14 protein-coding genes are annotated in these 14,185 nt (G+C 41.2%); 1 reads left to right on the top strand and 13 read right to left on the bottom strand.

The window, feature by feature from the left end; all coding sequences use genetic code 11:
• Positions 1–188 precede the first annotated feature (188 nt).
• The 5 genes from ABVJ71_RS00995 to rpsU all read right to left on the bottom strand — a co-directional run bounded on the left by ABVJ71_RS00995 (position 189) and on the right by rpsU (position 3,825).
• Positions 189–683: a hypothetical protein gene (locus ABVJ71_RS00995; protein ID WP_353855194.1), complete on the bottom strand. Its 495-nt coding sequence runs from the start codon at positions 681–683 to the stop codon at positions 189–191.
• A 30-nt stretch (positions 684–713) separates the two neighbouring features.
• Entirely contained in the window at positions 714–1,706 is a 993-nt protein-coding gene (gene floA, locus ABVJ71_RS00990; protein ID WP_353855193.1) for a flotillin-like protein FloA, read from the bottom strand.
• Between the two features lie 25 nt (positions 1,707–1,731).
• Positions 1,732–3,045, bottom strand: a complete 1,314-nt coding sequence (locus ABVJ71_RS00985; protein WP_353855192.1) for a nodulation protein NfeD — start codon at positions 3,043–3,045, stop codon at positions 1,732–1,734.
• A gap of 142 nt (positions 3,046–3,187) precedes the next feature.
• Positions 3,188–3,637, bottom strand: a complete 450-nt coding sequence (locus tag ABVJ71_RS00980) for a GatB/YqeY domain-containing protein (RefSeq protein ID WP_353855191.1) — start codon at positions 3,635–3,637, stop codon at positions 3,188–3,190.
• Positions 3,638–3,651: 14 nt separating this feature from the next.
• A complete protein-coding gene (rpsU, locus tag ABVJ71_RS00975; protein WP_003152957.1) occupies positions 3,652–3,825 on the bottom strand; it encodes a 30S ribosomal protein S21 in 174 nt (57 codons plus the stop codon).
• 181 nt (positions 3,826–4,006) lie between these two features.
• Between rpsU and ABVJ71_RS00970 the strand changes: the two genes are divergently transcribed.
• Positions 4,007–4,936 carry a Na/Pi symporter gene (locus ABVJ71_RS00970; RefSeq protein WP_353855190.1) on the top strand — a complete coding sequence of 310 codons (930 nt, stop codon included), beginning with the start codon at positions 4,007–4,009 and terminating at the stop codon, positions 4,934–4,936.
• 35 nt (positions 4,937–4,971) lie between these two features.
• On the opposite strand, the gene mtaB is transcribed toward ABVJ71_RS00970, so the two are convergent.
• The 8 genes from mtaB to hemW form a co-directional block, all read right to left on the bottom strand.
• Positions 4,972–6,330, bottom strand: a complete 1,359-nt coding sequence (gene mtaB, locus ABVJ71_RS00965) for a tRNA (N(6)-L-threonylcarbamoyladenosine(37)-C(2))-methylthiotransferase MtaB (protein ID WP_353855189.1) — start codon at positions 6,328–6,330, stop codon at positions 4,972–4,974.
• Positions 6,318–7,100 carry a 16S rRNA (uracil(1498)-N(3))-methyltransferase gene (locus ABVJ71_RS00960; protein ID WP_353855188.1) on the bottom strand — a complete coding sequence of 261 codons (783 nt, stop codon included), beginning with the start codon at positions 7,098–7,100 and terminating at the stop codon, positions 6,318–6,320. The genes mtaB and ABVJ71_RS00960 overlap by 13 nt, the downstream gene beginning before the upstream one ends.
• A gap of 23 nt (positions 7,101–7,123) precedes the next feature.
• A complete protein-coding gene (gene prmA / locus ABVJ71_RS00955) occupies positions 7,124–8,059 on the bottom strand; it encodes a 50S ribosomal protein L11 methyltransferase (protein ID WP_353855187.1) in 936 nt (311 codons plus the stop codon).
• A 23-nt stretch (positions 8,060–8,082) separates the two neighbouring features.
• Entirely contained in the window at positions 8,083–9,213 is a 1,131-nt protein-coding gene (gene dnaJ, locus ABVJ71_RS00950) for a molecular chaperone DnaJ (protein WP_353855186.1), read from the bottom strand.
• Positions 9,214–9,378: 165 nt separating this feature from the next.
• Complete coding sequence (gene dnaK, locus ABVJ71_RS00945; protein WP_353855185.1) at positions 9,379–11,208, bottom strand: molecular chaperone DnaK; 1,830 nt, start codon at positions 11,206–11,208, stop codon at positions 9,379–9,381.
• Positions 11,209–11,232: 24 nt separating this feature from the next.
• Positions 11,233–11,796 (bottom strand): nucleotide exchange factor GrpE, encoded by a 564-nt coding sequence (gene grpE, locus ABVJ71_RS00940; RefSeq protein ID WP_353855184.1) that lies wholly within the window; start codon positions 11,794–11,796, stop codon positions 11,233–11,235.
• A 63-nt stretch (positions 11,797–11,859) separates the two neighbouring features.
• Positions 11,860–12,891: a heat-inducible transcriptional repressor HrcA gene (gene hrcA / locus ABVJ71_RS00935; RefSeq protein ID WP_353856501.1), complete on the bottom strand. Its 1,032-nt coding sequence runs from the start codon at positions 12,889–12,891 to the stop codon at positions 11,860–11,862.
• Positions 12,892–12,972: 81 nt separating this feature from the next.
• Positions 12,973–14,112 (bottom strand): radical SAM family heme chaperone HemW, encoded by a 1,140-nt coding sequence (gene hemW, locus ABVJ71_RS00930; protein ID WP_353855183.1) that lies wholly within the window; start codon positions 14,110–14,112, stop codon positions 12,973–12,975.
• Positions 14,113–14,185 lie beyond the last annotated feature (73 nt).

Below are 14,185 nucleotides of genomic sequence, written 5' to 3'. Positions count from 1 at the left end.
AAGCCTCTATATCATCCTATTCCTCCGCCGTTCATATCATGCTAATGAATCCCGCAAAATGACTAGTTCATCATAAGTTGACTATTTTGTTGATGAACAAGTTAAGCTCTTGTTGGATAACAGATGGCGTGAAGCGTCTTAAAAAGAGCACAAAAAAGCCCCCCTTGGCTAAAAGGGGGCTTTCTTCTTTATCTTTTATAGGGCCGTTTCATTGTTCGGTGCGGGTTTTTAGCGCGCGGTTCTCCAAACACTTCACCAAGGATCATCCCTTGAACAACAGTGTCTCGATTCAGCTTTTCAATGATTTTCGGCTGCACCTCAGTCGCAGATGCTTTTGGTCTAGTGAGCTGCCTTTCAAGTGATCGAAGTTCTTTATTTCGCTCACTCTTTCGCTCTTTCATTTCGGCTAATGTGGCGGTATAGCGATCATGTAATGATTCAGACGCTTTTTTCATTTCACCATGATCATGTACATCGCCAAAATCGTCAAGCTGATCCGTCACGGCTGGATTTGGACTTTTTGAGGTCGTTTGCTGCTGAGGCATCGGCTTACGTTGAGAAGCTGGCTTGTTATGCTGATTTTTTTGTTCCTTTTCCTCTTGCTTGCCGATTTTCCCAAACACAGCAGAGATGATGCCAATGATAATTGCGATTAATAACGGATTTTCAAATAGAATGTCCATGGGCTCCCTCCTTAAAGCGTGAGAGGATGCTTATTTGTTTTCATTATCAGACGGACCTTTTGTCATTTTACCAAATGAGTCTCTCATATCCGTATCAGCATTAATGTTTTTGATATTCATGTAGTCCATGACACCAATGTTACCTTCTCGAAGTGCTTCAGCCATTGCAAGCGGCACTTCAGCTTCAGCTTCTACTACTTTCGCGCGCATTTCTTCAACTCTCGCACGCATTTCTTGTTCTTGGGCAACAGCCATCGCGCGACGTTCTTCTGCTTTTGCCTGTGCGATGTTTTTGTCTGCTTCCGCTTGGTCTGTTTGCAGAATGGCACCAATGTTCTTGCCAATATCTACATCTGCAATATCGATCGAGAGAATTTCAAACGCAGTTCCTGAATCTAATCCTTTGCCAAGCACAGTTTGAGAAATCATATCAGGGTTTTCAAGAACCTTTTTATGATTATCAGATGAACCGATTGTAGAAACAATCCCTTCACCTACACGTGCAATGATCGTTTCTTCCCCTGCCCCACCGACAAGTCGGTCAATGTTTGCACGAACGGTAATACGTGCTTTTGCTTTCACTTCAATCCCATCCATTGCTACACCTGAGATAAACGGTGTTTCAATGACTTTAGGGTTTACACTCATTTGTACTGCTTCAAGTACGTCACGACCTGCTAAGTCAATTGCCGCACAGCGAGCAAAGTTCAATTCAATATTCGCACGTTGCGCCGCAATTAAAGCATTTACAACGCGGTCAACGTTACCACCTGCAAGATAGTGGCTTTCTAACTGGTTAATTGTCACATCAAGACCTGCTTTATGCGCCTTGATAAGCGGGTTGACCACTCGGTTTGGAATAACGCGACGAAGTCTCATTCCTACGAGTGTAAAAATGCTCACCTTTACGCCAGCCGCTAGGGCAGAAATCCACAGCATCACCGGTACAAAGGTGAAGAAGATCGACAGAACGATCAAACCTGCTGCGATAATCACAAACAATAATAAAGTAGATGGATCCATTTTATTCCTCCTATAAAATCAGTATCTATACTTTCCTCACGACAATGCGTGAGCCTTCCGCTTTTACAATTTTAACTTGTTCATCCTTGTCAATAAATGCACCTTCGGATACAACATCAATACGTTCGTCTCCGAGTACAATCGTGCCAGACGGACGAAGTGCTGTTAATGTTACAGCAATCTGTCCAACAAGATCCTCTCTTGTTTCATTAGAGACATAACCACTTTCCTTGTTGGTCGAATCAGTTAAAATGAACTTTTTAAAGAATTTCATACGTTTCCCCAACACCTTTGTCAGTAAAATAACTGCTATGATTGAAACAACAGTGGCAATCAAGATGGAAATCGCCATTTCTGTAAAGCTTCCAGCTGCTAAAAATAAGCTGACAACCACACAGATAAGCCCAATGATACCTATGATTCCTCCTGGCAAAAACAATTCCAGAACCATGAGCGCAATCCCTGCTAAAAACAGAAATAATGTCTCATAGCCTGCAAAACCTGCCACGAGATGACCATAAAAGAATAGAAGAAGTGCTGTTACTCCCATGGTTCCAGGTACACCAAAACCGGGAGAATACAGTTCAACAATTAAGCCCAAGCTCGCAATGGATAAAAGGATTGGAATGACAATTGGATGCGTGAGAAAACGTGCAACCTTTTCAGCAAAGCTGACTTCATTGTATTGAACAGACGTATTCTCTAGATTGAGCTTATGTAGCAGGTCATCTATATTCCTCGCTTCACCTTCTGCATATCCAAATTGCAGCGCTCGATCTGTATTGAAGGTGAGCAATTCTCCTTTTGGTGCACCGGCTTCTTTAGCGTCTATATCTACATCAGCCATCGCAAGAGCGTACTTTGGATTACGCCCCTGTTTTTCGGCAGCGTCACTCATTTCAGCAAGCCATAGTGATTCAGATTTTTGATCAGCCGCATTGCCATCACCATCGATGATCGCAGCAGCCCCCATCTTTCCATTTGGGGTCATATAAATTTGATCAGCATTTAATGCAAGGAAGGCCCCAGCTGAAAGCGCTCTATGATTCACATAAGCTGTTACTGGGATATCGGACGCTCGAATCGTATCTGCTATTTCAAGAGCCGCATCTACTGCACCACCGGGCGTGTTGATGTCGAGAATAATATGTTTCGCTCGCTCTGACTTTGCTTGATCAAATGATCGTTCTATGAATTTAGAAAGTCCTTTTTCTACTGTGTCTTGAATTGGTATGATGTGAACTTTCTGGTTTGCTGATTTTGCGGTCAATTGAACCCCTAATATTAAGCATATGATAAAACAGGTGAAGAGAGCAATAGAAACATTTATTTTTTTCACTCTTTGGTAATCCCTCCCTTCTTTCTTCTTATTTTATCGTTCCTTTACATACGTTACAAATGTATCATAGGTTTCATTTTTATATGACAGGTTTGTGAAAGGCATAAAAAAAGTATCCTTCTAACTTTAGAAGGATACTTTTTTATTTAGACAGCTGCTCGCTGACAAGTCTGTTAACGACAGCACCATCAGCTTTACCTTTTACTTTTGGCATAATAGCGCTCATGACTTTACCCATATCAGCCTTTGATGAAGCGCCTGTTTCAGCAATCGTTTCTTTAACGATGGTTTGCAGTTCTTCCTCAGACAATTGTTCAGGTAAATAAACGTCTAAAATGTCAATCTCTTTTTGAACTTTATCTACTAAATCTAAACGATTAGCTTTCGAAAATTCATGGAGGGAGTCTTTACGTTGCTTAATCTCGCGGGAAAGGACGGTTAGTTCCTCATCGCTGGTCAAACTGTCTTTCTTAAGCTTTATTGCTTCATTTTGGAGCGAAGCCTTCACCATACGAATGACAACAAGCTTGTCTTTCTCACGGTTTTTCATAAAAAGCTTCATGTCAGAATTTAATTGCTCAAGAAGACTCATAAATCCACCCTCTTTTAAAATTTGCGTTTTCTAGCAGCTTCGGACTTTTTCTTGCGCTTTACGCTAGGTTTTTCATAAAATTCACGCTTTCTTGCTTCTTGCAATGTTCCAGTTTTGGATACACTGCGTTTAAAGCGACGAAGAGCATCTTCAAGCGATTCGTTTTTTCTAACGACCGTTTTTGACATTCTCTTTCCCTCCCTCCGAATACACCAATCGACTGCATTAAAAAAAGATATACATGCAAACATGTACCTAGATATTATAATATAAGCCTACTGTGAGGTCAACTAAGTGATTTGGAAATATATTTTCGTCATGAGCAGGTAGACAAGTCCATATATTCATTGGTAAGAGGAGGACTTTTCTATGATTGCGCTCATTTATTTTTGTGCACTTATTTTCATTTTTTTATGGTCAATGGGCTTGCTGAGGAGAGGGTTAATTGCCCTTACATCGTCTCATATTGAGAAGTCGCTTCTTGTCTTTACTGATCATCCGCTTAAAGCCTTTTTGGTCAGTATTGTGTTTACGGGCGTTCTCCAAAGCAGTTCGGCGTTTATGGTCATTGTCATTGGCTTTGTGAGTACAGGGATCCTTACATTTAAGAAGTCGATTCCAATGATACTTGGGACGAATATCGGCTCCACATTTACAACAGAGTTTATTGCGATAGAAATGGACGTATTCATGTGGGTGCTGATCGCAACCGGTCTTCTGCTGATCATTTTCGGTCAAAGACCATTCAAGCATGCAGGGAAAAGTATATTTGGTCTTGGAATGATCTTTTTTTGCATTCAAGGATTTTCAAAAATTGCAGGTATGATGACAAGTCAACCAGAAATGATGAAGTTCCTTGAAATGATGGAGCACTCAAATTGGACAGCTCTTCTATTAGGAACGATTTTTACCGCCATTGTTCATTCTAGCTCTGTTTGTATCGGCATATTGATGGGATTTATGAATGAAGGAACTGTGGCTCTACAGGAAGGGATCAGCTTTGTATTAGGCTCCAATATTGGTACATGCATTACTGCAGTGATGGCTTCGATATCTGGAGGCTACGCTGCTCGGCAAACCGCATATGCGCATGTGGTGTTTAATGTAATCGGGGTGCTATTATGCCTCCCATTTCTCACCATGATCACTGAATTCGTTGAACTTCTAGAAAGTTCTCCTGCACAACAAATTGCCCATTTCAGCTTGCTATTTAATACCGTCAGTTCGTTATTGTTCTTCCCATTCCTTCACCCCTTTTATTCATTGATTTTATTTCTTTTACCGAATCAGACGAAATAAAAACCGGCTTGCCTTTGGCAGCCGGCTTTCGCGTATTATGACGTCATTCTTACCTTATTTGTTTGCATGTCATCGCTTATACGTACAAACTGCCCTTCGTTATAAGGATAGCCTGCTTTCGTAATTTTGACTTTGACCAATTGACCGATCATGTCTTCACTACCTTCAAATAAGACCTTCATGTAGTTATCTGTATAGCCAACAAAAAGATTGTGCTCTCCGTCTTTTTCTTTGAAGGATTCTTCAGGGATAATCTCTAGTACATCTCCTTCATATGCTGACGCATATTCTTTCGCAAGCTGGTCAGAAAGAGCGATCAGGCGGTGCACGCGTTCATTTTTGACATTTTCGTCTACTTGGTCTTCCATTCTTGCAGCCGGAGTGCCCGTACGTTTGCTGTAAGGGAATACGTGGAGTTCAGAAAATTGATGATCTTTGACAAAATTGTAGGTTTCCATAAACTCATCTTCTGTTTCTCCAGGGAATCCAACAATCACATCAGATGTCACAGCAAGACCTGGAAGAGCCTTTTTCAGCTTTGTTAAACGCTCTGCAAAGAATTCCATCGTATATTTGCGGCGCATTCTTTTGAGAACGGTATTAGAGCCAGATTGCAGCGGAATGTGCAGATGTCTAACGATTTTATCAGACTGATCCAGCACTTCAATCACTTCATCTGTTATTTGACTAGCTTCAATTGAAGAGATGCGAATTCGTTTTAAACCGATGACACGTTCATCTAATTCTTTCAGAAGCTTAGCAAAATGATAATCCTTTAAGTCTTCTCCGTATCCGCCTGTGTGAATGCCTGTTAACACAATTTCTTTATAGCCGGCATCAACAAGCTGTTTTGCTTGATTGATGACCTCTTCAGGGTCACGAGAGCGCAGAAGTCCACGTGCCCATGGGATGATGCAAAACGTACAGAAGTTGTTACAGCCTTCTTGGATTTTTAATGAAGCGCGTGTGCGGTCTGTAAAGGCAGGAACGTCAAGTTCTTCAAACACCCGTGCTTTCATGATGTTGCCAACACCATTAATCGGCTGTCTTTCTCTACGATATTCTTCAATGTAACCAAGTAATTTATGTCTGTCTTGTGTACCAACAACAATATCTACTCCAGGAATCGCCATGATTTCTGCAGGAGACGTTTGTGCATAACAGCCTGTGACACAAATGACGCCGTCTGGATTATGACGAATGGCTCTTCTAATGACTTGACGACTTTTTTTATCACCTGTATTGGTAACCGTGCATGTGTTAATGACATAGACGTCTGCTTTTGAATCATAATCTCTTCTTTCATAGCCAGCTTCTTTAAATAACTGCCAGATGGCTTCTGTTTCATAGTGATTGACCTTACAGCCAAGCGTATGGAACGCTACTGTTCCCATAATAATTCACCTCTTAATAACTCTGTTTGATAAGAAATAGCAGAAAGGGCGTAAAGTGGAGCTGTTTCTGTTCTTAAAATGCGTGGTCCGAGTCCGCAAATAACAGCTCCAATCGTTTCAAGTTCTTCAATCTCCTTTTCCGCCAATCCGCCTTCCGGGCCAAAAACCAATAATAGGGTTTGTCCGCTTTTCATCTCTTGAAGCAAAGAACTAAATCGGCTTTGCTCTCCTTCTTTCGATGATTCTTCGTATGCAACGACACATTTATCGAATTCACTGGTCATTTGAATCAGCTCTTTAAAAGTGAACACAGGATGAACAACCGGAACGACATTGCGATATGATTGTTCCGCCGCTTCTTTCGCAATTTTCTCCCAGCGCGCTCGTTTTTTATGTGATTTCTTTTGATCAAGCTTTGTAATTGATCGAGCCGCTTGAAATGGGACAAATGAATTTGCGCCAAGCTCAGTGCCTTTTTGGATGATCAGCTCTAGCTTATCTCCTTTCGGTAAACCACTTGCAACAGTGACTTGAATCGGGAGTTCTCTATTTTGGTTCGTCCAACCATGAAGGAGACAAATGACTTCTTCCTTTGTGATTGTATCAATTGTACTGATTGCTTCAAAACCGTCTGTTGTTAAGCAAAGAATCTCCTGCCCTGCTTTCATTCGCATCACGTTCGAAAGATGATGCACATCCTCACCAGTGATGACGATGGTTCCCCTTGCTTTGACTTCTTCTTTTGTGAGGTCGATAAAATATCGTTGCATACGTGTCCTGACACCTACTTGCTTTATTTTTTTGCTATCATGCCGACCCAATCTTCCATTGACAGCACTTCCACAATTTCAAAGCCAGCTTCTTCTAAAGCGGTTTTGACTTGCCATTTCTTTTGTCCGATGATTCCTGATGTAATAAAGCAGCCACCCTTCTTCAATAGGTCATACGCCTGATCTGTAAATCGCAGAATGACCTCGGCTAGAATGTTGGCAACGATCACATCATGTTCTCCTGTCATGCCGTCAAGTAAATTATTTTGTTTCACAGTCACTAAATCACTAACACCATTTAATTCAATGTTTTGTTTCGCACTTTCAACTGCAACAGTGTCGAGATCAAAGGCATGAATTTCTCTTGCACCAAGCATTGCTGCCGCAACACTTAAAATTCCAGAACCTGTACCAACATCAATGACTGTATCGTTTTCCTTGACGTATCGTTCAAGTGCTTGAATACATAGTACCGTTGTTGGATGCGTACCTGTTCCAAATGCCATCCCGGGGTCCATTTCAATGATGAGTTCATCAGACTGTACAGGTGTGTATTCTTCCCAAGTCGGAACGATGGTGAATTTTTCAGAAATTTTCACAGGATGATAGTATTTTTTCCATGCAGTTGCCCATTCTTCTTCATTCACTTCACAAAGGGACAAAGTGTTATTCCCAAGATCAATATCATATAAAAGAAGATTGTTGATGGCTTCTTTGATCTCATCTACCGTTTCCATCAAAAAGCTATTCACAGGGAGATAGGCTTTCACAATGACGCCTTCATCCGGATAATCATTCGGATCGAGCTGGTAGATCTCACCGTATACATTTTCACGTTCCTTGATTAAATCAAGCGGGTCCTCGATCACGACGCCACTTGCACCTGCTTCGTGCAAAATATTGGTGATCGGCTCCACCGCTTCATTTGTTGTATGAACGCTAATCTCTGACCACTTCAATACTACCAACTCCTTATCCGTTCTTATTCACCTTTAAATGCGCGCTTTACCTTATCGAAAAAGCTCATTTCTTGTTCATCCGGTTTATTTCCGCTCACTTCAGCGAATTTTCTTAAAATCTCTTTTTGATCTTCTGTTAAATTAGTCGGTGTGACAACACGCACGACGATATGCTGATCGCCCTGACCATAACCGCGCACATTTTTTACACCCTTGCCTTTTAATCTAAATTTTGTTCCTGTCTGAGTGCCTGCTGGAATTTTTAATTTCACTTTGCCGTGTAATGTTGGTACTTCGATTTCATCACCTAATGCGGCTTGTGCAAAGGTTAGCGGCATTTCGCAGTAAATGTCATCTCCATCACGTTCGAAAAATTCATGCTCACGCACATGGAATACGACGAATAAATCACCTGGAGGTCCCCCATTTACACCCGGCTCACCTTGGCCAGATACTCTCAGTTGCTGACCGTCATCTACTCCTGCTGGAATGGTGACGTTGATTTTTTTACGCTTTCTCACTTTGCCGGAGCCACCACATGTTGAGCATTTATGATCAATTTGTTTTCCAGTTCCACTGCAGTAGTTACATACTCTGCGGTTCACAACTTTTCCAAACGGTGTTGATTGTTCAACGCTTAATTGACCAGACCCGCCGCAATGTGAACACGTCTTTGCTTGCGTGCCAGGTTTTGCACCGGAGCCTTTACACGTCTCACATGTTTCTTCACGAGGAATTTCAATTGTGGTTTCTTTTCCAAATGCCGCTTCTTCAAAAGAGAGCGTCATTGTATATTGAAGGTCTGCTCCTTGACGCGGTGCATTTGGATCTCTCCTTCTAGTACCACCGCCAAAAATACTTGAGAAAATATCATCAAAGCCGCCAAAGCCGCCAAAGTCTCCTCCGCCAAAGCCGCCGCCACCGAAACCTTGATTTGGATCGGTATGACCAAATTGATCATATTGGGCACGTTTTTGATCGTCAGAAAGGGTTTCATACGCTTCTTTTATTTCTTTAAATTTCTCATCTGAGCCAGCTTCTTTATTAATATCAGGGTGATACTTTTTTGAAAGCTTGCGGTATGCCTTTTTGATTTCGTCCTTTGAGGCGCTCTTACCAACGCCAAGCACTTCATAGTAATCACGCTTACTCATCTCTTCACACTCCCGATTTTCTCACATAAATACGATTGTATCATTTTGATTTAACTTTTTTCAATTGCTTTTCACCGTCGAAAAGAAAAAAGTCAAAGCCAAGAGATCCTGACTTTGACTTTCTGACGAGTACGTTTCAGCAGTCTTTTTCAAAAGTAAAGGTGATTATTTTTTCTCTTGATCGTCGTTTACTTCTTCGTATTCTGCATCCACTACGTTGTCATCTGCTTTTTGAGCACCTTCTTGCTGAGCTTGTGCTTGTTTTGCAGCTTCTTCATAGAGCTTTGTTGTTAATTCTTGAACGATTGTTTGGAGCTCATCTTTCTTCGCTTTGATGTCTTCGAATTCGCCTTTTTCAATCGCAGCTTTTAATGCATCTTTCGCATCATTTGCTTTTTTCACTTGCTCTTCATCGATTTTGCCTTCTAAATCTTTTAGTGTTTTTTCTGTTGTGAACACTAATTGATCGGCTTCGTTGCGCACTTCGATTTCTTCTTTTTTCTTCGCATCTGCTTCAGCGTTTTCTTCCGCTTCTTTGACCATTTTTTCGATCTCTTCTTCAGAAAGACCAGAAGAAGATTTGATGGTAATGTTTTGTTCTTTGCCAGTACCCATATCTTTCGCACGAACGTTTACAATACCGTTTTTATCGATGTCAAACGAAACTTCGATTTGAGGCACGCCGCGTGGTGCTGGCGGGATATCAGTCAATTGGAAACGGCCCAATGTTTTGTTATCCGCCGCCATTGGACGCTCACCTTGTAATACATGGATATCTACAGCTGTTTGGTTGTCAGCAGCGGTAGAGAATATTTGAGATTTACTTGTTGGAATTGTTGTATTACGTTCAATCAGCTTCGTGAATACGCCGCCCATTGTTTCAATTCCTAAAGAAAGTGGTGTCACGTCAAGAAGGACAACGTCTTTGACATCTCCTGTGATAACTCCACCTTGGATGGCAGCACCTAATGCAACCACTTCATCAGGGTTTACACCTTTATGAGGCTCTTTCCCTGTTTCTTTTTTTATAGCTTCTTGAACTGCAGGAATACGAGTTGATCCACCAACAAGGATTACTTTATCAATATCGCTAGCAGACAGACCAGCATCTTTCAATGCTTGACGTACAGGTGTCATCGTACGTTCAACAAGCTTAGAAGAAAGCTCTTCAAACTTAGCACGAGTAAGTGTTAACTCAAGGTGAAGAGGACCTGCTTCTCCAGCTGTGATAAATGGAAGCGAAATTTGTGTAGATGATACACCCGAAAGATCTTTTTTCGCTTTTTCAGCAGCATCTTTTAAACGTTGAAGTGCCATTTTATCTTTAGAAAGGTCGATACCATTCTCTTTTTTGAATTCAGCTACTAGATAGTCAATAATGACTTGGTCAAAATCATCTCCACCTAGACGGTTGTCCCCAGCAGTTGAGCGTACTTCAAAGACGCCATCTCCAAGTTCAAGGATTGAGACGTCAAATGTACCGCCGCCAAGGTCATATACTAGAATCGTTTGATCTTCTTCTGTTTTATCCAAACCATAAGCAAGTGCGGCTGCTGTTGGTTCGTTGATGATGCGCTCTACTTCAAGACCAGCGATTTTACCAGCATCTTTCGTTGCTTGGCGTTCTGCATCGTTGAAGTATGCAGGAACTGTGATGACTGCTTTTGTGACTTCTTCGCCAAGATAGCTTTCAGCGTAAGATTTGAGGTGCTGAAGAATGATCGCAGAGATTTCCTGCGGTGTATATTTCTTTCCTTCAACCTCTACTTTATAATCTGTACCCATATGTCTTTTGATAGACATGATTGTGTTTGGGTTGGTAATAGATTGACGTTTTGCTACTTCACCTACTTGGCGCTCTCCATTTTTGAAAGCAACAACAGATGGTGTTGTACGTGCTCCTTCAGCGTTCGCAATGACTTTCGGCTCTCCGCCTTCAAGTACTGCAACACATGAGTTTGTTGTTCCTAAGTCAATACCAATGATTTTACTCATATTCGATGACCTCCCATTATGTAGTTATTGATTTACTTTTACCATTGATGGACGAATGACTCGGTCTTTAAGTTTGTAGCCCTTTTGCAATTCTTCTACAACGATATTTGCACCATAGTTTTCATCTTCAACTTGCATCACGGCTTGATGAAGGTTCGGATCGAACTCTTTGCCGACAGCTTCAATTGGTTCAACGCCTTCTTTTTTCAACGCTTCTAACAACTGGCGGTAAACCATTTGCATTCCTTCTAATAAACTTTTCGTCTGCTCGTTGTCTGGATCAATTCCAAGCGCTCTTTCGAAATTATCAAGAGCTGGGAGAAGATCGCTAACAACATGTTGAGAACGATATTTTTGTGCTGTTTCCACTTCAGTTCGAGCACGACGTTTATAGTTTTCAAAATCTGCTTGAACACGCAGAATTTTATCTTCCTTTTCATCTAGTAGTTGTTGCAATTCATCAATTTTCTCTTGTAAGTCAAGCTGTTCATCTTGCTTTTCTTCCTCAGTTTCTGCTTCTGCTTGAATTGCTTCTTCTTGTGCTTCAACCTCTGCTTCTTGCTCATGTGTCTGTTTTTCTTCTGACATTGTGTTCACCTCCCTTAATAGATTCAAGCATCCGAAGGGGCAGCGCCCCCAATGATGATCACCCTACTCATCATACAAATTGGAAAGTGCGTTTGACAAGTCTTTTGATACATGATGTAAAAGACTGACCACTCGCTCATAATCCATGCGGGTTGGACCTATGACTGCAATGGAACCGAGAGATTTTTGATCTATCGAGTAAGTGGCCGTAATTAAGCTACAATTCTCCATTGCTTCCAAGTTGTTTTCTGAGCCGATTTTAATCGTGATTCCTTTCTGATTTGGATGAAACAGCTGCATGACGTCATTCTTTTGTTCTATTAGCATCATCAATGAACGAATGCGATCAATGTCATGAAATTCTGGCTGATTCAACATATTCATTTTCCCGCCAAAGAAAAGTTTTGATTCATTATGAGTCGATGTAAATGTGTTGCCGAGTGCCTCTAAAATATGATCGTAATTTTTTAAATGCGCTCGAAGCAGCTTCACGACTTCTTTGTACATCCGATCCTTCAACTGATCCATTGGTACCCCAACGAGACGGCTGTTTAAAATATTCATCAGCTTCTCAATATCAGAGACATCCAGATGCTCAGAGAAAGTAATGGTTTTGTTTTCAACATGGCCACTGTCTGTAATCATGATGGCCACTGCTTTGTTAGGTTGTACAGGTACAAGCTGAATTTGTTTTAGCCGATTTTCACTGAGCTTTGGACCAAGCACAATCGAAGTATAGTTTGTGAGATCTGATAAAATTTCCGCCGATTTTTGAACTGTTTTTTCCAGCTCAAATATCTTCTCCTGAAAAGCTGACTGGATGAGCACAAGCTCTTTTGACGACAGTTTTCGTGGAGAGAGCAAATGATCTACATAATAACGATATCCTTTTTCTGAAGGAATTCTTCCTGATGAAGAATGGGTTTTCTCAATAAAACCGAGTTCCTCCAAATCAGCCATTTCATTTCTAATTGTTGCCGAGCTGAACGTAATGTCTTCTTTCTTAGAAAGAGTCCTTGATCCAACTGGCTGCGCTGAACGAATAAAGTCATTAATGATAACTTGCAGAATCAAAAGCTGACGATTTGTTAACATCATCATCACCCCTGTTAGCACTCTCTCTAAACGAGTGCTAATTGTATAAACAAAATTACCAAACTAAAATTAAAATGTCAATTATAACTCACCGAGAAACGCTTGAAATACTTCATTTCCTAATAATTTTCCTTTTCTTGTTAAACGAATCCACATTTCATCTTGTATCACGAGACCTTTTTTTTCTAATTCTTCAATAATAAAGGGAAACAGGGCTTCTGGTGTGTTCCCATATTTGTTTTGGAAATGGGCTTTGTTGATGCCTTCAATTTTTCGAAGACCTAAAAACATTTCTTCTTCAATCTTTTCTGTCTTTGTGACTTGATGTGTTTCCTTATAAGGAAATCCCGTTTGTTCTATCAGCTCCAAATAATGTTTCACAGGTCCTGCGTTGACATTTCGGACGCCATCTACGTAACCATGCGCTCCCGCACCAAAGCCGAAGTAATCTTCATTGCTCCAATACGTGAGGTTATGTTTGCTTTCAAAGCCAGGCTTGGCATAATTGCTAATTTCATACTGCTTTAAACCATGACGCTCCATTTCATCCATGACAAGCTCATACACTTCAGCCTCACGTTCTTGCGGAGGCAGATGAAGCTTCCCTTTTTGCATCAAGTTGTAAAACACGGTTTTTGGCTCGACAATGAGCGAATAGACAGAGTAATGTTCTGCGCCTAAAGAGAAAGCCGTCTCAAGAGAATTCATCACATGATGCGTTTCTTGATGAGGCAATCCAAACATGAGATCAAGACTAATGTTGTCAAACCCAACCGCTCTTGCGCGTTCGAAAGATGTGAGGACATCTTTCTTTTGATGAACGCGACCAATTTTTTTAAGCAAGTCATCTTCAAATGTTTGTACGCCAAAGCTTAGCCGGTTCACTCCAGCAGATTTGAGGAGATGCAGTTTATCAAGCGATAGTTCGTCTGGGTTCGCTTCAACTGCAAATTCCATCAAGCGACTTGTCGGTTTTAATACACGATGAATACTGTCCATCAGTTGATCTAGCTGACTGACTGTCAGTGATGTCGGGGTTCCCCCGCCAATAAAAATCGTCTTTAGTTCTTGCTCGCCTTTTTGCTCGATCGTATGCTGCATTTCTTTTTCCAGAGCGGCTAAGTATTCATCAACAGGCTGCGTTTTGATCAAAAATTTATTAAAATCACAATAGTGGCAAATGTGCTCACAAAATGGGATGTGAATGTATGCTGCTTTCATTTGATGACACCTTCTTTACAGGTAAAGAGCCGCAGTTTGTCGCTGCGGCACTTTCATTTGTTTTTGACTATCA

It is taken from the genome of Bacillus sp. Bos-x628 (assembly GCF_040500475.1).
GTDB lineage: Bacteria > Bacillota > Bacilli > Bacillales > Bacillaceae > Bacillus > Bacillus maqinnsis.
The sequence above is the reverse complement of the archived record's forward strand: the minus strand, read 5'-3'. Positions and strand labels throughout refer to the sequence as shown.